We start from the raw sequence: 21,704 nt of genomic DNA on the forward strand, positions 1-21,704 counted from the left end.
TCAAATTTCAGGTAATTGTCCAACGCACCGTAAACAGGTGGTGCGTAGTGCTGGTTTTGTGCATTTGTTTTTCGAGCGCGTCGATGAGTTCATCGCGCTTGGCTTCGATCTCGTCTTCAACATCAAAAATGCTTTGGCGTTGACGACGTTGCAGTTTCTCAAGTTTTTTAATTTGTTCTTGCCAGTGTTTCTGCTGGTCAATCGTTTCCACTTGCCTTGATTGGCGCTTCGCATCACGCAATTTAAACTTGGTATCTTCGAGCGTTTGTTCGGCGGATTTCATCTGATCTTCTGCCCAGGCTTCCAGCTTGTCGCGCGCTTGTTTAAAGAATTGATTATTTTCTTCCAGCGCTTGATTCAACTTAGCTTGTACCTGATGCGTTATAAGCTCACTAAACCCTTGCTCTGGCTCAAAGTCGGTAGACGGCGAGTGAGACGTTGCCTCTAATTTAAAAAAGGTCTCACACGCTTCTTGATCAAGGGTTTGCCCATCATCTGTCTGGGCCGTAAATATCAAGTGTTCTTCTAGCTGGAAACTATCTAAGGCTAACTGGGTTAATGATAGCCACCCCGACTGGCCTTTAAAGGACTCAAGCGCTGAAAGTTTATAGAGATAGCCGGATAAGTCAAAAGTTAATTTTGCTGGGGCAGTCTCAAGCCTTCTACCTTTATCCAAAACGTATTCGCCGAGTGGATGGCCTAAGCGGTATAGATGGATATGCTCGGGTAGGTCTATGCCTTTGTGCTTTAATCGGTATTCGCCAGCGGGTGCTTGTAGCATTGGCTGAGTCAGTTTAAAGCTCAGTTGGTTTGGTTTAAACACGACCTTATCTTGCAAAATAAACTGGGTAAGCTGCCAAAAAAGACGGCTGATGATGTCTAATTGCTCTTCGGCGCGTTGCTTTCTAACCTTTAATAGCTCATGAATATTTTGATCGAAATGCTCAAACAGCTTTTGTTCTGTTTCTTGCATGCGCTGGTTTATTTGCGCTTCCAGCTCTTTCTGTAAGTCATCAAAGGCTTTGAGTATGTCTGATGGGTTACGGCTTTGCGCATAAATACCGGCAATCCGCTTTTCAAGGTCAACCCCCGATTCTATTCGCCCTAATATGTCGTCCGACGCGCCAAACACACCGTTAAATAAATGAAACTTGTCACTTAGCAGTTCCAACACGCGTCTGTCGGCTTCGTTACGCTGATTGAGAAAGTTGATAACCACCACATCAAATTTTTGTCCGTAACGATGGCAACGACCAATTCGCTGTTCTACACGCTGCGGATTCCAAGGTAAGTCGTAATTAACAACTAGGTTACAAAACTGAAGGTTAACCCCTTCCGCTGCGGCTTCTGTGGCGATTAGGATTTCGGCCTTGTCACGAAAGTGATCAATTAACGCCGTGCGTTTATCGACGGCTGGTGAACCTGTAACGCGATCAGACCCTTGATGCTGGTTTAACCAGGCCTGGTATATCGCTTGCGTAGACTGGTCATTATTCGTTCCACTGAAAGTGACCACTTTATCTTTAAACCCATGCTGGATTAAAAATTGAGCAAGGTATTCTTGAGTGCGGCGCGATTCAGTGAAAATAACGGCTTTATGAGGCGAGCCTAACTCTGTCATTTTCTCAAAACCTTGGTTCAAGGCTTTTAACAGTGCAAAACTCTTTTCATCGTGATTAATCTTGTTCGCTAGCGCTAAATAGCTTTCTAACTCGGCGATTTCGCCTCGTAGCTGCGTTTTATCAATTTGTTTTTCAGTTTCCCCGCTGTCTTCGATATCCTCTTCAAGCCATTCGTCTTCAAGATCCTCTTCACTAATAAGCTGACTGATCCAATCTTCATTCGATATTGCTTTTTGTTCTAGCGCTTTAAGGCGGGCAAGCATGGTTTCAAGGGTTTTAATAACAGCTTGCGTTGATGAAGCAAGTAGCTTTCTGACAATCAGTGATACTAGGTGCTTCTGTCGAATGGGTAACGCATAGGACTCGTCACGTTGTAAAAAGGCGGAAACCAGATCATAAAGTCGAACTTCATCGGTTGATGGCGTAAATGGAATGGTAATAGGCAAACGCTGTGTGTACTTTACATACTCCAAAACGTCTTTGCGCAAGGTACGCTTTGTGAACGCTTTCAGCCGGTGTTTTAAAGCCGGAATATCTGTGCCATCGCGCATGAATTGGCTTCTAAAGCTAACGGCATCACCAAAAAGGTATTCATCAATAATGGTGCTTAAACCGTAAAGCTCCATTAAGTTGTTCTGCAAAGGTGTGGCGGTCAACAGTAGTTTTTTACTGCCGGCAAATGCACGTTTAATCGCTTGCCCCGTTTGATGTGATTCACGGTGTGCGTTACGTAATTTATGCGCTTCATCGATGATGACTAGATCCCAAGGAACAAGCCCAAACACCCTTTCTGCACCCGTTACAAAATTATAGGACACGATGCTAATCTTATCCGCATCTAATGGATTGTAATGCCCTTCCTTTTGCCGATTTTTGAAAGTTCGCCCATCCATCACTTGTGTTGGTAAATGAAACTTCTCAGCCAGTTCGTTGGCCCACTGCTTTCTTAAAGCGGCGGGGCAAACAACAACAATGCGGCGCTTACGTTCGGCCCAATATTGACTGACAACCAAGGCCGCTTCAATGGTCTTGCCCAGACCGACTTCATCCGCTAATATCACCCCCTTATTTAAGGGATTTTGCATGGCAAATAACGCGGCATCGATTTGATGCGGATTTAAATCCACCGATGAATCGAATAGGGATTGCGCAAGCCGATCCTCGCCGCCACCTCTTCTGCGACGTGTGAGTTCATAAGCAAAGTATTTTGCGTGATAAACAGTGATCAACGATTGTCCTCGATTTCGTTTAGTTATTGTGGCATTCCAGCCGTTTCCCAGCAGGTTCGATTGCACCCGTGTTAAACATCTGAATCAGGGTGAATGCGTTTCCTGGATAAAATAAGGGTAGCCTTAAATTTGCAGCCCTATGCTACAGGTTACAACCATTAAGGTGATGGCAATTTTTTTGTCAGCCGTATCGCACAAACCATTCGTATACGTACCGTTGTAACAGGCTCTGATGCGTTGTAGAATTATACTGTAAACAAGAATCAACACCAGACCAAATTGAAACACAACCTACACGATAAGGATAATACCCATGCCAGCCGCTACCAAAAAGATATACCAACTAAAAATCAATTTAAAAGGTGCTAAACCCCCTATTTGGCGGCGTTTTTTGGTTAACAGCACGGTAAAGCTTGATCAATTTCATCGCACATTACAGGTTGTCATGGGCTGGTACGGTGGCCATTTGCATCAATTTAATGTAAATGGCTGCAGTTATGGCGCCCCCAACCCTGACTGGGGTTTTGACGATGTCATCGACGAAGGCAGCACCACCCTAGGCCAGGTCCTAAAGTATGAAAAAAGCAAAATGATTTATGAATATGACTTTGGTGATGGCTGGGAGCATATTATTACGCTAGAAAAAATCTTGCCTTTTAGCACAACCACACCCTTGCCAATATGCATTAAAGCCAAAGGCGCCTGCCCACCTGAAGATATCGGTGGTCTCTGGGCTTATTACGATTTTTTGGAAATCATGAAAGATAAAAACCATCCAGAGTATGAAGACTATGCTGATTGGATTGGGGGTGATTTTGACCCTGACCACTGTGACTTAAACTTAATAAATGAATTACTTCTCGCCGGACACGATCAAAAAGGTTACCGCCAGGATTTCCTACTCTAAGAGCCCTATTCTAGGAGCCTGTCGGACTAAAGCCAATCAGCTGCAAAAAAGCTGGACTTGCCTCCCACATTACCCCGCCACCCTGCGCGAAGTCGCAGGGTCTAATGCCGCCAGCGGCTGGATCCTACGACTTCGCGCAGGATGACGGCAAGGCCGGAATCTCTTAAGGCCGTGCGTTGCAGGCTTGAGATTCCGGCCTACACTGTATTGACAAAAAACCCAGTCATTGCGAGGCGCGTAGCGACGTGGCAATCTCTCAAGGACGTGCACAGCCTGCAAGAGATTGCCACGGCCTTCGGCCTCGCAATGACACGTGATTTTTTGGCTTCGCGATGACGCATAGCTTGGGAACGGAGTCAAAAGCAAGTAGTTTTAGAAATGGGCCCTCTATTCAAATCCCTTGCTGATTGCTTCTATTTGTTCCTCAAGTTCTAGCCATTGCATTTCTAGCTCGTCTAGCTCGTTTTGTAGTTGAGTTTGTTCTGCTAATAATGTATTGAGTTCTTGGGTTTTATCGGCTTGATAGATGCTATCGTCGGCCAGTTGTTGATGGAGTTCATCCATTCGCTGCTGGTGTTTTTCAAGCTGTTTATTAACCTGCTCTAATTGCTTGCGCGGCTTTTGAGTGGCTTGTTGAAGGCGCTTGCGTTGTTCGGCATTTTGTTGGCGTTGTTGTTTTTTATTTAAGCCCGCGTCTTCAACCAGGCCTGGTTGTGGTGTCGACTCATTTTTAGCTTCATTTTTGGCTTGTTTTTGTTGCTTAAGCAATAACAGTCTTTGCTGTAAATAGGCATCCAAATCACCATGAAATAAACTCACCTGCCCTTCGTGTACCCACCAGTATTGATCCACAATACCCGCCAGCATATGACGATCATGCGACACAACAATCAATGCGCCATCAAACGCTTGCAGCGCTTCATCAAGTGCATCACGCGCATCCATATCTAGATGGTTGGTGGGTTCGTCAAGAATGATCAAGTTCGGTTTTTGGTAAACAATCACCGCCAAAGAAAGTCGTGCTTTTTCACCCCCAGAGAAATGGCGAATTGGTGATAAGGCCTGGTCATGGCTAAAGCCAAAACCTCCGAGAAAATCACGCGCTTGCTGATCGGTGAGGGTTTCAAACTCACGCAACAGGGTTTGCACCGGTGTGGCATCTAAATCCAACGCCTCGACTTGGTGCTGGGCAAAATAACCGACTTTTAAACCCTTGGCATAACGCATTTTGCCTGTTTGGGCTTTAAACTCTTGCACAATCAGCTTTAAAAAGGTCGATTTACCACTGCCATTCACCCCAACCAAGCCAATACGATCACCCGCACGCAACACCAGATCAATCGATTCAAATAGTGGCTTCTCATCGGGATAACCAAAACCTAGCTTTTCGACCTGCAACATCGGGTCAGGCAAATGATCCGGATTAAAAAACTCAAATCGAAACGGGTTAGTCGCCTGCAAGGGCGCAATCTCTTCCATTCGCTCCAGTGCCTTTACGCGGCTTTGCGCTTGCTTGGCTTTGCTGGCCTTGGCTTTGAAGCGGGTGATAAAGGTTTTAAGGTGCTGCATACGCTGCTTTTGTTTATCCAGTAACGACTGCTGCTGCATCAACTGCATACTGCGTTGGCGCTCATAGCTTTCAAAGTTGCCGGTATAAAGCGCAATCCGTTGGTCTTCCATCAGCGCAATACCACTCACCACCTGATCCAAAAAATGCCGATCATGTGAAATCAATAACACCGCGCCACTATAGGCCGCCAACCACTGCTCTAGCCAAGCCACCGCTTCGATATCCAAATGGTTGGTGGGCTCATCCAGCAATAACAAATCCGAACGCTGCATTAAGGCTTTAGCCAATTTTAAACGCACCTGCCACCCACCGGAAAACGCTCGATATTCTCGTGCTAAATCGGCTTTCTCAAACCCCAAACCATACAACAACTGCTCCGCCTTCAGCGGCACTTGATAAGCTTGAATATGATCGAGTTGATCATGCAAATTCACCATGGCATTTGAATCATTCTCCTGCTCAGCCTGCTTAAGTTGATTCACCAACTGATAATACAAGCTATCGCCAGACAGCACATAGTCCATCGCGCTCAATGCGCTTTCCAAGTCTTCCTGCTGAACATACCCCACCTGCCAATTAGCTGGCATCGAGATCTGCCCAGCATCCACGCTTTGCTGGCCTAAAATCGCCTTAAATAACGTCGATTTTCCGACGCCATTGCGCCCAATAATGCCGACTTTTTGACCAGGGTGCAGCGTAAGGCTGGCATTTTCTAACAGCGACTTGGTGCCCGCGCGCAGGGAAATCGATTGAATCGCTAGCATACTTAGCTCGGCTCGCTCTGAATACGACCGTCCACCAGCGTGATGGTTTGTCCAATTTGGGCGGCAAGGGTCAAATCATGGGTCACCACCAACAAGGCGGTATCAAACTGCTCATTCAGTGACAGCATTAACTCAAACACCTGATCAGCCGATTTTGAATCCAAATTACCGGTCGGTTCATCCGCTAGGATACAACCAGGTCGGGTTATAAGCGCGCGGGCTATCGCCACGCGCTGACGTTCGCCACCCGACAACTCCGAGGGTTTGTGGTGCAAACGATGCCCCAAGCCCACCTGCTTTAACAAATCGGTGGCTTGACGTTCCGACTCAAATGCGTCTTTTCTGGCCACCCGCAAAGGCAACATCACATTCTCCAGCGCCGTTAGCTCGGCCAACAGATAGTGAAATTGGTAAACAAATCCAAGATGCTGATTGCGCAACAAACCGCGCTTGGTTTCAGATAGGTTCGAGAAGTCTTTACCCGCCAGCCTGACTTCACCGGTTGTCGGTTTGTCTAAGCCAGCCAATAGGTGAAGCAAGGTACTTTTGCCAGAGCCCGAGGCGCCAACAATCGCCATCCGCTCACAAGCGGATAAAGAGAGATTGATATCCGCCAAAACCTCAGTGACCAGCTCACCGTCTTTGTAGGTTTTGCCAAGATGATTCGCTTGTAAAATAAACTCACTCATAACGCAGCGCCTCCGCAGGTTGAATTCGTGACGCGCGCCAAGCCGGGTAGAGGGTCGCCAACAGGGTTAAAACAAACGCCAATCCCGACACCGCCCAAACGTCGCTCCAATCTAACTTGGAGGGCACTTCGCTAATATAATAGACATCAGCAGGGAAAAACTGGAAGCCAAATAGCTGTTCAATAAACGGAATAATCACATGAATATTCAGCGACAACACCACGCCGCCAACCATGCCGAGATAAGCACCAATAATGCCTATAATCAAACCTTGAATAATAAATATGGCCTGAATACTCATTGGCGATGCACCAATCGTGCGCAACACCGCAATATCCTTCTGTTTATCCGTTACCACCATCACCATGGTCGAAACAATATTAAACGCCGCCACCATAATAATGAGCGCCAGCACGATAAACATCATGCGTTTTTCCATTTGAATCGCTTTAAAAAAATTGGCGTGTTGCTGAGTCCAATCACGGATTAAAAACTGATCGTTAAAACTAACGATATAGTCGCGCCTTACTTCATAAACCTTAAACAAGTCATCAATTTTTAATTGCAACCCACTGACCGTTTGATCACGATAACGGAAGATGGTGGCCGCATCCTCAAGATGAATAATCGCCATACCCGAATCATATTCATGCATCCCAGCGCGAAACAAGCCCGTGACGGTCAAGCGTTTAATACGCGGCAACATACCCACGGGCGACACCGCACCCTGCGGCGCAATTAAGGTAACCGAATCGCCGACTGACACCCCCAAGCTCTGTGCCAACTCCATCCCTAACACCACCCCATAACCTTTAGCGGTTAGGTCCGACAATGAACCGGTGATCATATTATCTTCAATACTGGAGACTTCGGATTCATACTCAGGCAACACGCCACGAATCATCACGCCTTTAACCCGCTCGCCCTGCGACAGCATGCCCTGCTCCATAATATTCGGCGCAGCGCCCAACACCCTTGGATGCTGCTTGCTCATTTCATATAGCGCTGGCCAATTAGCCAGGTTGTGATGATTATCTGACAGGGTTAAATGGGCGGTCATCCCCAAAATGCGCTCACGCAACTCATGCTGAAAACCGTTCATAATCGACATTACTGTAATCAGTGCCATCACACCAAGCGCAATACCAATCATCGAAGACATGGAGATAAACGAGATAAAACCATTACGGCGTTTGGCGCGAATATAGCGCAAACCCAATAGCCATTCAAAAGGAAGTTTAAACATACAATTCTCTAAGGTTTGTTGGAATCATCCGCGGGTGCGGACTTGGAAATAAAAATCGGTAAGCCATAGTTTTTCTGTATCGCCACCATGCGCAAACCAAACACGACAATCATCGCCAGTAAAATAGCCAGCTCCCGGCTTTCTATAAAGTGAAAACCTAGCACCAATACACTCGCCCCTAAAAACGATGCGGTAGCATAAATCTCTTTTCGGAAAATCAACGGCACCTCACCCACCAGCACATCACGAATAATACCGCCTACCACACCCGTCATTATGCCAAACATAATGACAATCGGATCACTAAAACCTAAATCAAACGCTTTTTGTGCGCCAATCACGGTAAACACCGCCAAGCCCAGCGCATCCAGCACCAACAGCAATTTCATTGGAATATCAAAATAACGATTGTACACATACACAATCAAGGTTGAAATCACAATCACATACACATAAAGGGTTTGCTGGGTCCAAAACACCGGCACATCTAAAATCAAATCCCGCAGGGTACCGCCACCCACCGCGGTTACCATCGCCAACACCACCGCGCCAAACAAATCGAGTTGCTTACGACTGGCCGCCAGCAAACCGGTAATCGCAAACACCACGGTGCCTAATAAATCTAAAAAATGAATCGCCGTTAGAAAGCTCATTGCGCTCCCATTATCCCTAGCCAGATTAAAAGCGCCTATTCTATCTTAAACCCACGGTGAATTAGGCTTGTAACCTTCAAAAAAAAGGTCGCATAGCGAACAAGGCCCACTCCGTCATTGCGAACGAAGTGAAGCAATCTCCCGCAGACTGCGCACCCCCTCAAGAGATTGCCGCGTCGCTTCGCTCCTCGCAATGACTGATTCTTTTACCCTGCGGCTGGCGGCAATAGACCCTTTTTTCGTTGAGTTAAAATGCGATCGAGTTGATTGGCAAACGCTTGGCGATCCGCTTGGTTAAATGTTGCAGGGCCACCGGTTTGCACCCCGCTTGAACGTAAGCTTTCCATAAAGTCGCGCATTTGCAAACGCGCTTTGATATTGCTGGTGGTATAGAGTTCGCCACGTGGATTAATCGCCAGCGCGCCTGCGGCGACTACCTCCGCCGCCAGCGGAATATCTTGGGTAATCACCAGATCCTCTGGCGCAAGTTGTTGCATGATTTTATTATCCGCCACATCAAAACCACCCGGTACTTGCATAAATTGGATTAACGGATTAGCGGGAATCGACAGACTATGATTCGCCACTAAGATAGTTGGCGTTTGTGTACGAATCGCCGCCTTAAACAAAATTTCTTTAATCACTACCGGACAGGCATCGGCATCCACCCAAATCTTCATTTTGCCAATACCGCTTGGCACCAGGCCTGGTTGTCTAACACCCATTGCACCGTTTTGCGCAAACCGCTTTCAAAGGTTTCTTTTGGTGTCCAACCCAGCTCTTGTTCAATTTTACTGGCATCAATCGCATAACGACGGTCATGCCCTGCACGATCAGCGACATGTCTAATCAACTCGACATAGCTGCTGGCATTACCAGGTTCGCAGGAGTAACTATCAATATTTGGATTCATTTCTGAAGGCGCAAGCTCCTCTAAAATTTGACAAATGGTTTTCACCACCTCAAGATTGCGTTTTTCATTGTGACCGCCAATGTTGTAAGTTTCGCCCACTTTTCCTGTCGTCGCCACTAACAATAACGCTCGCACGTGATCTTCAACGTACAGCCAATCACGAATCTGCTGGCCACGACCATACACCGGCAAATCTTTGCCTTGTAGCGCATTCAGTATCGTCAGCGGAATCAGTTTTTCAGGATAATGATAAGGGCCATAATTATTCGAGCAGTTGGTGACCAGTGTTGGCAGCGCATAGGTTCGCAACCATGCACGCACCAAATGGTCTGATGCCGCTTTGCTGGCAGAATAAGGCGAACTCGGTGCATAGGGCGTGGTTTCGCTGAACAATGAATCCGTTGCCCCCGCCTCTTCGTCTGGATGCGGCAAATCGCCATACACCTCATCGGTTGAAATATGGTGAAACCGAAAGCCCTCTTTTTTCTGATCGCGCAGTTTCAACCAATAGGCGCGCGCCTGCTCCAACAGCGTATAGGTACCGACAATATTAGTTTGGATAAAATCGGCCGGCCCACTAATCGAACGATCAACATGCGACTCCGCCGCTAAATGCATCACAATATCCGGCTGATGCACACTAAAAACCCGCTTAATGGCATCCGCATCGCAAATATCCACCTGCTCAAACGCATAACGCGGATCCTCACTGACTGACGCCACCGATAGCAAGTTACCGGCATAGGTCAACTTATCGACATTCACCACCTGATGCGGCGTGTGTTGAATAATATGACGCACCAGCGCTGAACCAATAAAACCCGCACCACCGGTGACTAAAATTTTTAATTTATTTTCATTAAAAGACATTGAACTCTCACGTTACTAAGCAAACAAGGGTTAAAATTATCCGCAAATTTTAGCACAGGAGCTAGACATGACACAGCGTTGGGATATTTTTTGTCGCGTGATAGACAACTTTGGGGACATAGGTGTCTGCTGGCGTTTAGCGAATACCCTGACTGACGACCAGAATAAAACAGTCCGTTTGTGGGTGGATAATCTGCATGCGCTTCAATCGCTTAAGCCCACCATTGACTTATCCAAAAACATTCAATTAGTTGATAATATAGAAATAATATTATGGAACGACACCTTTACTCCTACACAAATGGCTGATGTGGTGATCGAGGCTTTTGGCTGTGAACTCCCCCCTAAATACCTTGAAAAAATGCCCTCACAACCACCCGTCTGGATTAATCTTGATTATTTTAGCGCCGAACCTTGGGTTGCGAGTTTTCATGCCATGCCCTCAAAACAGCCCAATGGTTTAGACAAGTATTTCTTTTATCCTAGTATTCTCGCTAACACAGGTGGCCTCATGCGTGAAGCGGATTTATTAGAAGCTAAACAGGCTTTTTTAGCACACAATACCCACCAGGCCTGGTTAAATAACTTTGCTCAAACACAATTAAACAGTTTTAAAATCTCGCTGTTTTGTTACGAAAACTCGGTTATTCTTCCCCTCATCGAGGCTTGGAAAAATAGCGACCTTGCGATTGAGTTATTTGTACCACAAGGTCGCATCGTTTCAACCCTTGAGCAGGCACTTAGGATAAAGCTTCAACAACACCAGCCGATTCAACAAGGTAACCTGACGCTCCACCTACTGCCTTTTCTGCCGCAAGCAGACTACGATAAACTGCTTTGGTCATGCGATCTCAACTTTGTGCGCGGCGAAGAATCGATGGTACGCGCGCAATGGGCCGGCAAGCCATTTATTTGGCACATTTACCCCACCGATGATTTGGCGCACTGGGATAAGCTGAACGCATTTTATCAAGTCTACAGCCAAGCACTAAACCCCACTGCACAAGCCTGTTTGATCGCATTTAACCGCATTTGGAATCAGGTTGAACACGCCAATTTTGACAACCAGGCCTGGTTAAACCTACGCGGCCATTTCGATGAATATCATGCGCACAGCGAATATTGGATTCAACAACTCGAAAAATTGGGTGATTTAACATCTAATCTAGTCAAATTTGTGCAATCCAAGGTATAATGCCGCGATTTTTTTATTTTTTAGGAACCCCCAGATGAAAACAGCACAAGAATTCCGCGTTGGTAACGTATTAATGATCAATAACGAGCCAATGATTCTTTTAAGAACCGAGTTTAACAAATCAGGCCGTAACTCGGCCGTTGTTAAAATGAAACTGAAAAACCTATTGAACGGCAGCGGTACTGAGCAGGTTTATAAAGCCGACGAAAAATTTGAACCTGTAATCCTAGAGAAAAAGCCATGTACTTACAGCTACTTCGCTGATCCGTTGTATGTGTTTATGGATGAAGAATACAACCAGTACGAAATCGAAAAAGACAACCTAGGTGACGCAATCAATTTCATCGAAGATGGCATGACAGATCAGTGCGAAGTGACGTTTTATGAAGGCAAGCCTATTTCAATTGAAATGCCCACCATCATCGTGCGTGAAGTCATCTACACCGAGCCTGCGGCACGTGGCGATACCTCAGGCAAAGTGATGAAAGTTGCACGCCTTAGCACCGGCTTTGAATTACAAGTAGCTTCATTTATCGAAATCGGTGAAAAAATCGAAATCGACAGCCGCACCAGCGAATTCCGCAAGCGCGCCTAATATATCTGTCTACTAGGAGCCTGTCGGACTAAAGCCAATCGGCTGCAAAAAAGCTGGATTTGGCCATTTTTTGCCCACTTCCTCGTCAAATAGCTAGCTATTCTCCTCGGAATTGAACAAAAACTGACTCAAACCAGACTTTTTTTCGCTTCGACCGGTTTAGTCCGACAGGCTCCTAGCCACCAGATATAAAAAAACCCGCTTCAAGCGGGTTTTTTGTTGGGTGCGTTATTGGTGCGTTAAATAACCCTGCAATGCCAACCTAGCCTTGCGCTCGTGCCGCAATAAAATCCAATGCCATTTGCAAACGGATTAAACAACGCTCCTTACCAATTAACGCCGCCGTGGCATCAATCGATGGCGACTGCCCGCCGCCAGTAATCGCTACCCGCAAAGGCATGCCTACCTTGCCCATACCGATTTCTAACTCGCTCGCGCTCTCTTCAATCGCCTGATGGATTGATTCAGTCTGCCAGCTATCTAGCGCCGCCAATTTCTGCAACACTAGACTTAAGGGCTCGGCAGCTACCGGACGTAAATGTTTTTTCGCGGCATCGGCATCAAACTGCTCAAAATCTTGATAAAAATAAAGCGCACTATCCGCCATATCAATCAGCGTTTTAGCACGTTCACGCAATAAATCCGTCACCTTCTCCAGCGCGGGCCCTTGGCTTAGATCACAACCGCGTTCCGTCATAAAATGCGACAAATGGCGCGCGATGTGATCCGCCGGCGCGTTTTGAATATGCTGCTGGTTCACCCAAACGCATTTTTCATCGTTAAAAGTTGAAGGGGCGGCATTCACCGAATCCAAATCAAACGCACTGACCATTTCATCAATACTGAAAATCTCCTGATCACCATGCGACCAACCCAAGCGCACCAAATAATTCAACAAAGCCTCAGGCAAATAGCCCTCCTCCTTATATTGCAGCACACTCACCGCACCGTGACGCTTCGAGAGTCGCGCTCCATCTGGACCCAATACCATTGGAATATGCGCATACTTTGGAATCGGCGCACCCAAGGCTTTTAAAATATTAATTTGGCGAGGGGTATTATTTAAATGATCATCGCCACGAATCACATGACTGATGCCCATATCCCAATCGTCCACCACTACCGATAAATTATAGGTCGGCGTACCATCAGAACGCGCAATCACCAAATCATCAATCTCAGTGTTTTTAATCGTGACCTTGCCCTTCACCATGTCATCAATCACCACTTCACCATCCAGCGGATTTTTAAAACGAATCACCGGCTTAACGCCTGCGGGTGGCGTGCCAGTAAAATCACGGTAACGACCATCATAACGTGGCTTCTCATTGTTAGCGCGCTGCTGCTCACGCATGGCGTCCAATTCTTCTGGGCTTGCATAGCAATAATAGGCATCCCCCTGATCTAAGAGCTGTTGAATCACCGCCTTGTAACGCTCAAAATGATGCGTTTGGTAAAACGGCCCTTTATCATAATCCAAACCTAACCAAGTCATACCTTCCAAAATCGCATTCACCGATTCTTGGGTTGAGCGTTCTAAGTCCGTGTCCTCGATGCGTAAAATAAACTCACCGCCCATTTTGCGAGCATAAAGCCAAGAAAACAACGCAGTGCGCACACCGCCAATATGTAAATAACCGGTTGGGCTGGGGGCAAATCGAGTACGAATCACAAAAGACTCCTAAATAAATTTAAAGATTTCAAAACGACGATTATACAGCATGCCAAGCTATATAAACCACTGCCATTGTATAAAGGTCAAGGCAAACGCATTTAAATAATATAAAAAATCACGTGTCATTGCGAGGCCGAAGGCCGTGGCAATCTCTTGCAGACCACGCACGCCCTTGATAGATGGCCGCGTCGCTGCGCGCCTCGCCATGACCGTTTTTTTCTTTGTTTAATGGCCGTGACGCGGGGCGTGGGAACGCGGTTATTTCCGAGTAATGGTGGATGCGCTTTGCTTATCCACCCTACACTTTCACTCTTCTAAGCGTCTTGCTTTTCATGACCAGGCCTGGTTGGATTGAATAGGTTTTCTGGCAAGGATTTAATGTACAAATCATGCTTGCTATACGGTATTTCAATCCCTGCAGCGGCAAAACGTTTGAATATTTGCACATTGAGTGCATCCAATACGCGTGTGCGAATTTCTGGATCCTCAATCCAAACCCGCAACGAGAAATCTAACCCAGATGCACCAAAGCCTAAAAAACGGACCTGCGGTATTGGATCGCTAATCACCATCGGCTCATTTGCGGCAATATCCAACAGAATCGAGCGCACCAAATCAATGTCTGACTCATAAGACACACTGACATTTGCATACATTCGCATACTTTTGAAGCGACCGGAAGATTGGTTGACCACCTTACCATTCGCAATCACCGAGTTAGGTACATTAATTTCCACATCATCACGCGTTAGTAAGCGCGTTGAACGCAACCCAATATTCGTCACTTTACCGCGGTCCGCGCCATCGATAATAATGTAGTCACCAATTTTATAAGGCGAATCCGCCATAATAAACACACCGGACAAGATATTCGCAATCGTATCCTTGGCCGCAAAACCAACCGCAATACCAATCACCCCCGCCGAGGCCAACCAAGCGGTCATATTGATATTCCAGGTCAAGAACAACAAGTACAACACCACCAACACAATCAACACCGCCGATAGATTATCTAACAGTGGCAAGGTTTGTGGCTTAATAAAAGAGCCTTCCTCTTGACGCGCACTCTGATATTTCAACGCATATTGCGAACCGCGATAAACAAACTGCCCCCAGATGATAATGTTGATACTGGTTAGGGTGCGGTTTGCATAAAGTAAAAAATCATCAGGCAGATCAAACTGCATCGTCAAAATCGCACTGATCGCAATAAACACCACCGACACCATAATCGGCAAACGAATATTGCTCAGCATAAAAAACAACACCGGGCGATCAAACTTTTGCGCCCAACGCTTAGGCCCTAACACAATCACGGTATTCACTAGCCAAGCCAATACTACCGCGACGAGAAGATAACTTAGCGCAATCAACACAGGATGCATGACACCTAAATCATTTAAAACCAAGTCCACCTTACCCTCCCCCTTTTTTCCAAATTAAACAGCTTTTTAAAACACCCGAGCACAACATATTCGAGCTAATGGTTCAATATTATACTCGCGAACGTCTATTAAAATTTAATGCATGCGGTCTCTAAAACAAATAATAATAGATACGATAACCGGGCAAGAAGCCAAGCCAGGTTTACTCAAACCGTTATCTTCGATTTAACCCGGATATGTAATAAAGTTCACGCGCCCTCGCTTGTCTATTGACTCCCCAGCACCTTTTTCTCAGTCGGCTATATAATAACGACAGCGCGCCTTCGAAAAAAGCACGAGGAAACCCATATCCTGCGCGATCATCACCCGAATTTATGAATCAAAGACAGCGAAGCTAAACATCCGGGTTAATATCAATATTTCATTCTATTATCAAAAACTAATATCGCATTAAATTCACAAATAGCCGATAAAATTTTTTGAATTATCTTTTCACTTCGTTTTCCTGCATAGTAACAACCAAGCCGACTACTCGGTTTTTATAAAAATACCGAAGACAACTAAAATAGGATACTAACTATGAAAAAAACCAAACTAGCCCTAGCGATTGCCTCAGCGGCCATGCTATCACAACCTGTTCTTGCGACTAATGGAACGAATATGATTGGACTAGGCGCTCAATCTTCTGCAATGGGTGGCACAGGCGTAGCCGCTTATTATGGTGCTGAAAACGTGGTAATTAACCCCGGCCTAATCGGTAAAGCACAAGGCACAGAGTTTTCCTTTGGCGGCACTTTGTTTATGCCTACGGTTAAAAACAACAGCGGCATGGGCGAATCAAAAAGCAAAGCTGATACCAATCTAATTCCATCTGTTTCATTAGTTAGCCGTATTAGCGATGAATTGACCTTTGGTATAGGCATGTATGGTTCATCAGGAATGGGGGTTGACTACTCTGGTTCTGCTGCTCATTTACATGCTCAAACCAATATGCAAATCATGCGTTTTGTTCCTAGTTTAGCATTTAATCAAGATAATTTTGGCATTGGTTTTTCACCGATAATTCAATATGGGTCACTTGATATTAACTACACCATGGGTGATCCTACAGCTGCTTGCCCAGGTCCCAACTGTGGCCCTGGTAATGTAGGCCATGGTATGGCTGCTGACTTAGGTTATGGCTTTAGTTTAGGTGGTTATTTCGATATCAATGAAAACTTAACCTTAGCCGCCGCTTATACTTCAGCGATTAAAATGAAATATGATGGACAATTATCAAAAGCATCACAACCGTTCGTTGGCATGGGTATGCTACCTGCTACTTTTGGAGATGAACTTGAACAACCCGCTGAACTAAAAATTGGTTTAGCTTTCAATATGGGTACGATGACCTACACTGCAGATTACAAAAACATTGCATGGGGTTCAGCGACGGGTTACAAAGACTTTAACTGGCAAGATCAAAATGTTATTGCTGTAGGTGCTAAATATACTTCCAATACTTATTGGGCGGGTCTAGGCGTTAATCATGGCAATAATCCGATTAAAGAAATGTCAGCGACCGCCCCAGGTGGACAGGCAACAAATATGTTTAACAACCTTTTCTTCCCTGCAACAACTGAAACCCATATCACTTTTGGTGGCGGTTACAACCTAACTAAAAACCTTAGTTTAGATGGCGCGATTGTTTATGCTCCTGAAGTAAAAACCACTGTTAAGGGACCAGACTTTGTTGGTGGCAACCCAATGGGTGCTGACAACACAACCACCCACTCACAAATGGGTTATACCATTTCGGCTCGCTATAACTTCTAAAAAACCAGGGCGCTTCAAAGCGCCGTGTCGGCTTCTCTTAAAGCTGCGCTTTTAAACCAAGTCATTGACTTGGTTTTTTTGTTTTAGGCTATTGAATGGCTAGCACGTTTATACGTCACCCCGGTGTAGGCCGGGATCTTTTGAGTTGTGTGCCGTCGGTTTGAGATTCCGGCCTTCGCCGGAATGACGGGTTGTGGTGTGCAGTCGGCTAGAGATTGCCGCGTCGCTGTGCTCCTCGCAATGACGGGATTTTTCTTAACCTAAGTTAAGGAATTAGTGGCACAACGGAGCGAAACAACTTGCGTCGCGAGGACAAAAAAATTACGCGTCATTGCGAGGCCAAAGGCCGTGGCAATCTCTGGCAGACTGCGCACGCCCGCAAGAGTTTGCCGCGTCGCTGTGCTCCTCGCAATGACCCGCTTTTATATGTCATTATATTTTTTCATTTACCTCCTTTTTTATTTGTTAAAACTTGGGCATACTACACACAAATTCAGCCTTTATATTTAATTAGGACGGTTATGGCAAAGATATTGATTGCAGGTTGTGGTGATTTGGGTATTCAGCTTGGTTTAACGCTGGTTGAAAACGGGCATGAAGTATTTGGTTTGCGTCGTGATGGCAGTAAAATACCCCCAGCTATTAAAGCCATCAGCGCAGATTTAAACCAAGAGCGGCTAAACCTGCCCGAGAACCTAGATTATGTTTTCTACACCGCTTCAGCAGGCAAATATAATGACTTTGCCTATTACCAAGCTTATGTCTCAGGTTTGAAGAATTTATTAAAAGGCTTGGCGGGTCAAAAAATTAAACGCCTGTTTTTCACCTCTAGCACTTCGGTGTTTAGTCAATCAGATGGCGAGTGGGTGACCGAAGAGAGTTTGGCTGAGGAACACAACTTTTCGAGCAAACGCTTATTAGAGGGCGAGCAGTTGGCCTTAAAATCGGGCTGGCCAGCAACGGTTGTGCGGTTTGGGGGTATTTATGGCCCAGGGCGCACACATATTATTGAGCAGGTTAAAACAGGCAAAGCCCATTGCATGGAGGATGTCTATAGCAACCGAATTCACAGTGATGATTGCGTTGGCGTGTTTTGCCATTTAATGCAGCTAGACAGTCCAGATAGCCTGTATATTGGTGTCGATGACCAACCCACCCTATCTTGCGAGGTGTACGAGTGGCTAGCCGAGCAGTTGAGCATTGGTACGATTGAGCACAGCGAGCCAACCGAGAATAGCCGTTTGATGCGCAGTAATAAGCGTTTAAGCAATGCTAAAATTCGTGCAACAGGCTATGCGTTCAAATACCCGAGTTATCAAGAAGGGTATGCGAGCTTGATTTAATAAACCCTTTCTCTGTGACTACGCCATCCAAACCCACATCCCAGGGTTGACGTTCAAGCTGATCAAGCTGTTGAATGCTATGTGCCCAGCCAAGCATCAGCGGTTTGGCGCTGGGTTTGGCGAGTTTAAAAGCAAAGCTTCGGTCATAAAAACCACCGCCCATCCCCAATCGCCCGCCTGTTCTATCAAACCCCACTAAGGGCACTATGACTAAATCGAGTTCATCGGCGTTAATTTTACAACCAGGCCTGGTTGTGTTTGGTTCTAAAATACCATAGATATTCGGGATTAAATCACTTTCGGGTTGATATAAACCAAAAGACAGCGTCTTTGTTTTTGGGTTAATAATAGGCAGGTAAACCAGACAGTGACGCGCACGCAGGGCTTCAATTAATCCTGCACAGCTTAACTCACCATCCTGTGCTAGATATACGGCCACCTGCATTTGGTAGGTGATATCGAGCGTTTTAAACAAGACGTGTACGGCCAAATCTGCGTATTTAAGTTGCGCTTGAGGGGAAAGTTGGTTTCTCGCCGCCCTGAGGGTTTGCCTCAGGGCCTTTGGATCAGAGACCGGTTTAGTGACGTCCATAACCATGCACATAGTGCTCAATCTGTGCCATGTTTTCACTCATTGCGCGCACGAGGTGATCAAGACTGACCACCGCATTTTCTAAAATATTCACCGCAATAAATGGCTGCTCTACTTTTAAACGGTCGTACATCGGACGCGATAACGACAAGACTTTCACTTTTTTTGACACGGCATACATTCTTAAATTACGCGGCTTGCGGTCAAAAAACGACATCTCACCGACCAGATTGCCGACGCCCTGTATGCCCACATTAACGTCATCTTGGCCGTCAAAACTATTAAAACCGACTTTGCCCTTGATAATAAACATCAGACAATCGCCGACGTCGCCCATATCCGAGATAACCTGGTCACGTTCAAAGCTTTTTTCTTGCAGGTAGTGGGTTAATATATCCACTTCTGACAGGGTAAGCGATTCGCAAATCAGGTTTTGTTGAAAATAATCAAACAGTTCATTGGCGGTCATGGTAATCATTTTTTTCTCCTTGTTTACGCCTTGCTAAAAAACTAGCAATAGGTCGACCATCATTCAGTCTGTCTATTCTATCAACAATGATATCAAATTCACTAAATTCTTTTGCAAGCTCACCAAAACGCAAAATATAATTGGGGTTCTTCGGTGAACCAAAGGTCTCGACACCTTCTACAAACGTTTGCACCAACACATAACCACCGACACGACACTGATTGCGCATCATTGAAAAGAGCCGGCGATCTAAAAAACGCACCATCATGATTAAATCGAATGGCTGATTGGGTATCGCGTGCGGCTGATGCACATCGGCTTCAACCCAGTTCACCTTAACGCCGTGTATCCTCGCCAACTGCTGCGCACATTGCAAAACCCGTTGTTGTTGATCAATCGCACTCACTTGCCAGCCGTGCAATGCCAGATAGATTGCATCACGCCCACCACCACAACCTAAATCAAGAGCTTGATGCGAAGCTGTCTTTAACCCAGGAAGTTGCTCTTGTAAAAGCTTATTAGGTTGCCAGGCTTGAAAACTATTTTTACCTGTTTTTACAACCAGGCCTGGTTGTAAAATGGCGTCGGGAGTCAAGGTTTGCTTTATCTGATACCCCTTGTCTTCAAGATGCTGTTTAATCGATATCAGATCTTCTGCAGAGGCAATCAAACCTAACGGTTGATCTCTACTCGGTAACGCATTTAGACAAGACTGTAAATAGGTTTTATCTAGGTGAAGAGCACGTTCAAAATGCCCCGCTAAATACGAGGCTTCGTCACGTAAATCTAGCCAGATCAATGCTGAAGACATCATGAATCAGACGGTGCAGGTGAATCAAGATTAAAACCACGCTTTATTTTTAAGCGTTGTTTATCGGCTTGCCATTCGCCCACTGCAAAAATCTGCTGTTGGTCATCATACAGGGTGACCAACGTAGTCTGCTGTGGGTTAGCGGGTTTAATATCAAACAAAAAACCGCCCATCCAAAGATGCGTTTTTTGCTCAGCAGTTAAATGCAGGGCTTGGTAATCGCTCAAAGCGATATCTAGCGGCAATAGGTTGGTATTACGGTAGCGTGCAATTTCTTCAATCGGTTGCATCATATCAGAATCAAACACGCCTGTATGGGTACGGTGCAAAGCAACTAAGTGTCCGACAGTGCCCAATGCTTTCGCAATATCATAACCCAACACCCTGATATAAGTGCCTTTAGTGCAATGTACGTTAAAACGGATGTGAGTAGGGTCAAAATCCAGTAGTTTGATCGAGAGGATGTCAACTTCGCGCGGCTCACGCTCAATTTCAATCCCTTGACGTGCATACACATGCAATGACTGTCCTTCATGTTTCAATGAGGAGTACATCGGCGGCATTTGCATAATTTTACCCGTAAACTGCGCCAACACAGTCTCAATCGTTTCTTGGGTTAAATCGGGTACAGTTGCACGTTCAATCACCTCGCCATCATGATCACCGGTATCCGTCGCTTCACCCAGTTGCAAGGTAGCAATATAGCCTTTGTCTGACGCCAGTAAAAAACTCGACACCTTCGTCGCTTCACCTAAGCACACGGGTAATAAACCGGTTGCAAATGGATCGAGTGTGCCTGTATGCCCCGCTTTTTTCGCGTTGTAAAGCCGAGAGACTTGCTTGACGACATCCGCCGAAGTTAACCCGGCGGCTTTATTCACCAATACGATACCGTTTACCACCCGGCGGCGCTGTCTTCGCCCCCCCATTAGTACAAGGCTTTTTTAATCAACTGTTCAATATGATCCACATGGTCAGGCACGGTATCATAATGAAAACGTATATCAGGCGTAATACGCAAACTTAATTGTTTACCCAGCTCTGTACGAAAAAAGCCCTTTGCTTTTTGCAAGGCTTTGAGTGCATCCGTCACAGCAGGATCGTCTTGTTTTGCACCCATTACAGTAAAATAGACCTTGGCAACCGCCAGGTCTTTGCTGACTTTGCACTCGGTCAGCGTCAACCCTTGCAAACGCGGGTCTTTTACTTCACGACGCAACATGTTCGATAGTAAACGAAATACTTCTTGCGACACTCTATCGGTGCGGCTAAATTCTTGACTCATAATATTCCATCAATTAACAAGCGCTGAATAACCAGGCCTGGTTGTAAAAAATGCCCATGCGGGCATTTGTTTTATT

Annotated in this window: 19 protein-coding genes; 5 read left to right on the forward strand and 14 right to left on the reverse strand. The window is 45.8% G+C overall.

All coding sequences use genetic code 11. The annotated features are described in order from the left end of the window. Positions 1 to 7: 7 nt before the first annotated feature. On the reverse strand, positions 8 to 2,851 hold the full coding sequence (locus NA59_RS05605; RefSeq protein WP_044409284.1) for an SNF2-related protein: 2,844 nt from the start codon (positions 2,849 to 2,851) through the stop codon (positions 8 to 10). Positions 2,852 to 3,164: 313 nt separating this feature from the next. Here NA59_RS05605 and NA59_RS05610 point away from each other — a divergent pair, with 313 nt between their 5' ends. Beyond that, positions 3,165 to 3,758: a plasmid pRiA4b ORF-3 family protein gene (locus NA59_RS05610; protein WP_044409286.1), complete on the forward strand. Its 594-nt coding sequence runs from the start codon at positions 3,165 to 3,167 to the stop codon at positions 3,756 to 3,758. 387 nt (positions 3,759 to 4,145) lie between these two features. On the opposite strand, the gene NA59_RS05615 is transcribed toward NA59_RS05610, so the two are convergent. The 6 genes from NA59_RS05615 to rfbB all read right to left on the reverse strand — a co-directional run bounded on the left by NA59_RS05615 (position 4,146) and on the right by rfbB (position 10,463). Then, entirely contained in the window at positions 4,146 to 6,092 is a 1,947-nt protein-coding gene (locus NA59_RS05615) for an ATP-binding cassette domain-containing protein (protein ID WP_044409288.1), read from the reverse strand. A gap of 2 nt (positions 6,093 to 6,094) precedes the next feature. After that, a complete protein-coding gene (gene lolD, locus NA59_RS05620; protein ID WP_044409301.1) occupies positions 6,095 to 6,781 on the reverse strand; it encodes a lipoprotein-releasing ABC transporter ATP-binding protein LolD in 687 nt (228 codons plus the stop codon). Next, positions 6,774 to 8,027 (reverse strand): lipoprotein-releasing ABC transporter permease subunit, encoded by a 1,254-nt coding sequence (locus NA59_RS05625; RefSeq protein WP_044409303.1) that lies wholly within the window; start codon positions 8,025 to 8,027, stop codon positions 6,774 to 6,776. The genes lolD and NA59_RS05625 overlap by 8 nt, the downstream gene beginning before the upstream one ends. A gap of 8 nt (positions 8,028 to 8,035) precedes the next feature. Beyond that, positions 8,036 to 8,680 carry a trimeric intracellular cation channel family protein gene (locus NA59_RS05630; protein ID WP_044409305.1) on the reverse strand — a complete coding sequence of 215 codons (645 nt, stop codon included), beginning with the start codon at positions 8,678 to 8,680 and terminating at the stop codon, positions 8,036 to 8,038. A gap of 206 nt (positions 8,681 to 8,886) precedes the next feature. Next, positions 8,887 to 9,360 carry a YaiI/YqxD family protein gene (locus NA59_RS05635; protein ID WP_044409312.1) on the reverse strand — a complete coding sequence of 158 codons (474 nt, stop codon included), beginning with the start codon at positions 9,358 to 9,360 and terminating at the stop codon, positions 8,887 to 8,889. Continuing rightward, complete coding sequence (gene rfbB / locus NA59_RS05640) at positions 9,357 to 10,463, reverse strand: dTDP-glucose 4,6-dehydratase (protein ID WP_044409314.1); 1,107 nt, start codon at positions 10,461 to 10,463, stop codon at positions 9,357 to 9,359. Before rfbB ends, NA59_RS05635 begins: the two co-directional genes overlap by 4 nt. A 67-nt stretch (positions 10,464 to 10,530) precedes the next feature. Between rfbB and earP the strand changes: the two genes are divergently transcribed. Beyond that, entirely contained in the window at positions 10,531 to 11,658 is a 1,128-nt protein-coding gene (gene earP, locus NA59_RS05645) for an elongation factor P maturation arginine rhamnosyltransferase EarP (RefSeq protein WP_044409316.1), read from the forward strand. 34 nt (positions 11,659 to 11,692) lie between these two features. Continuing rightward, positions 11,693 to 12,253: an elongation factor P gene (gene efp / locus NA59_RS05650; protein ID WP_044409317.1), complete on the forward strand. Its 561-nt coding sequence runs from the start codon at positions 11,693 to 11,695 to the stop codon at positions 12,251 to 12,253. 262 nt (positions 12,254 to 12,515) lie between these two features. Here efp and gltX read toward each other — a convergent pair whose 3' ends face one another. Continuing rightward, positions 12,516 to 13,925 carry a glutamate--tRNA ligase gene (gene gltX / locus NA59_RS05655; RefSeq protein WP_044409320.1) on the reverse strand — a complete coding sequence of 470 codons (1,410 nt, stop codon included), beginning with the start codon at positions 13,923 to 13,925 and terminating at the stop codon, positions 12,516 to 12,518. 317 nt (positions 13,926 to 14,242) lie between these two features. Continuing rightward, positions 14,243 to 15,343, reverse strand: coding sequence for a mechanosensitive ion channel family protein (locus NA59_RS05660; RefSeq protein ID WP_044409323.1), 1,101 nt, complete (start codon positions 15,341 to 15,343; stop codon positions 14,243 to 14,245). Between the two features lie 549 nt (positions 15,344 to 15,892). Between NA59_RS05660 and NA59_RS05665 the strand changes: the two genes are divergently transcribed. Continuing rightward, positions 15,893 to 17,128: an OmpP1/FadL family transporter gene (locus NA59_RS05665; protein WP_044409327.1), complete on the forward strand. Its 1,236-nt coding sequence runs from the start codon at positions 15,893 to 15,895 to the stop codon at positions 17,126 to 17,128. Positions 17,129 to 17,649: 521 nt separating this feature from the next. Then, complete coding sequence (locus NA59_RS05670; RefSeq protein ID WP_044409403.1) at positions 17,650 to 18,471, forward strand: NAD-dependent epimerase/dehydratase family protein; 822 nt, start codon at positions 17,650 to 17,652, stop codon at positions 18,469 to 18,471. On the opposite strand, the gene NA59_RS05675 is transcribed toward NA59_RS05670, so the two are convergent. From NA59_RS05675 to rbfA, 5 genes are read right to left on the reverse strand one after another with little or no spacing between them, the layout of a single operon-like run. Then, entirely contained in the window at positions 18,428 to 19,063 is a 636-nt protein-coding gene (locus NA59_RS05675; RefSeq protein ID WP_044409329.1) for a 5-formyltetrahydrofolate cyclo-ligase, read from the reverse strand. The two genes, NA59_RS05670 and NA59_RS05675, sit on opposite strands and share 44 nt — an antisense overlap. Then, positions 19,050 to 19,541: a Crp/Fnr family transcriptional regulator gene (locus NA59_RS05680; protein WP_052501485.1), complete on the reverse strand. Its 492-nt coding sequence runs from the start codon at positions 19,539 to 19,541 to the stop codon at positions 19,050 to 19,052. Before NA59_RS05680 ends, NA59_RS05675 begins: the two co-directional genes overlap by 14 nt. After that, positions 19,519 to 20,346, reverse strand: coding sequence for a class I SAM-dependent methyltransferase (locus NA59_RS05685; RefSeq protein WP_052501486.1), 828 nt, complete (start codon positions 20,344 to 20,346; stop codon positions 19,519 to 19,521). The genes NA59_RS05680 and NA59_RS05685 overlap by 23 nt, the downstream gene beginning before the upstream one ends. Further along, positions 20,343 to 21,272, reverse strand: coding sequence for a tRNA pseudouridine(55) synthase TruB (gene truB / locus NA59_RS05690; protein WP_044409332.1), 930 nt, complete (start codon positions 21,270 to 21,272; stop codon positions 20,343 to 20,345). Before truB ends, NA59_RS05685 begins: the two co-directional genes overlap by 4 nt. Continuing rightward, positions 21,272 to 21,628 (reverse strand): 30S ribosome-binding factor RbfA, encoded by a 357-nt coding sequence (rbfA, locus tag NA59_RS05695; RefSeq protein ID WP_044409335.1) that lies wholly within the window; start codon positions 21,626 to 21,628, stop codon positions 21,272 to 21,274. The genes truB and rbfA overlap by 1 nt, the downstream gene beginning before the upstream one ends. Between the last annotated feature and the right edge of the window lie 76 nt (positions 21,629 to 21,704).

The sequence above is a fragment of the Thiomicrospira microaerophila genome (assembly GCF_000934765.1).
Taxonomy (GTDB): Bacteria; Pseudomonadota; Gammaproteobacteria; order Thiomicrospirales; family Thiomicrospiraceae; genus Thiomicrospira; species Thiomicrospira microaerophila.

Excerpts from the sequence above, each read along its gene's own strand:
- NA59_RS05610 (WP_044409286.1), top strand. The coding sequence starts at position 3,165 with ATGCCAGCCGCTACCAAAAAGATATACCAACTAAAAATCAATTTAAAA.
- NA59_RS05615 (WP_044409288.1), bottom strand. The coding sequence starts at position 6,092 with ATGCTAGCGATTCAATCGATTTCCCTGCGCGCGGGCACCAAGTCGCTG.
- lolD (WP_044409301.1), bottom strand. The coding sequence starts at position 6,781 with ATGAGTGAGTTTATTTTACAAGCGAATCATCTTGGCAAAACCTACAAA.
- NA59_RS05625 (WP_044409303.1), bottom strand. The coding sequence starts at position 8,027 with ATGTTTAAACTTCCTTTTGAATGGCTATTGGGTTTGCGCTATATTCGC.
- NA59_RS05630 (WP_044409305.1), bottom strand. The coding sequence starts at position 8,680 with ATGAGCTTTCTAACGGCGATTCATTTTTTAGATTTATTAGGCACCGTG.
- NA59_RS05635 (WP_044409312.1), bottom strand. The coding sequence starts at position 9,360 with ATGAAGATTTGGGTGGATGCCGATGCCTGTCCGGTAGTGATTAAAGAA.
- rfbB (WP_044409314.1), bottom strand. The coding sequence starts at position 10,463 with ATGTCTTTTAATGAAAATAAATTAAAAATTTTAGTCACCGGTGGTGCG.
- earP (WP_044409316.1), top strand. The coding sequence starts at position 10,531 with ATGACACAGCGTTGGGATATTTTTTGTCGCGTGATAGACAACTTTGGG.
- efp (WP_044409317.1), top strand. The coding sequence starts at position 11,693 with ATGAAAACAGCACAAGAATTCCGCGTTGGTAACGTATTAATGATCAAT.
- NA59_RS05665 (WP_044409327.1), top strand. The coding sequence starts at position 15,893 with ATGAAAAAAACCAAACTAGCCCTAGCGATTGCCTCAGCGGCCATGCTA.
- NA59_RS05670 (WP_044409403.1), top strand. The coding sequence starts at position 17,650 with ATGGCAAAGATATTGATTGCAGGTTGTGGTGATTTGGGTATTCAGCTT.
- NA59_RS05675 (WP_044409329.1), bottom strand. The coding sequence starts at position 19,063 with ATGGACGTCACTAAACCGGTCTCTGATCCAAAGGCCCTGAGGCAAACC.
- NA59_RS05680 (WP_052501485.1), bottom strand. The coding sequence starts at position 19,541 with ATGATTACCATGACCGCCAATGAACTGTTTGATTATTTTCAACAAAAC.
- NA59_RS05685 (WP_052501486.1), bottom strand. The coding sequence starts at position 20,346 with ATGATGTCTTCAGCATTGATCTGGCTAGATTTACGTGACGAAGCCTCG.
- truB (WP_044409332.1), bottom strand. The coding sequence starts at position 21,272 with ATGGGGGGGCGAAGACAGCGCCGCCGGGTGGTAAACGGTATCGTATTG.
- rbfA (WP_044409335.1), bottom strand. The coding sequence starts at position 21,628 with ATGAGTCAAGAATTTAGCCGCACCGATAGAGTGTCGCAAGAAGTATTT.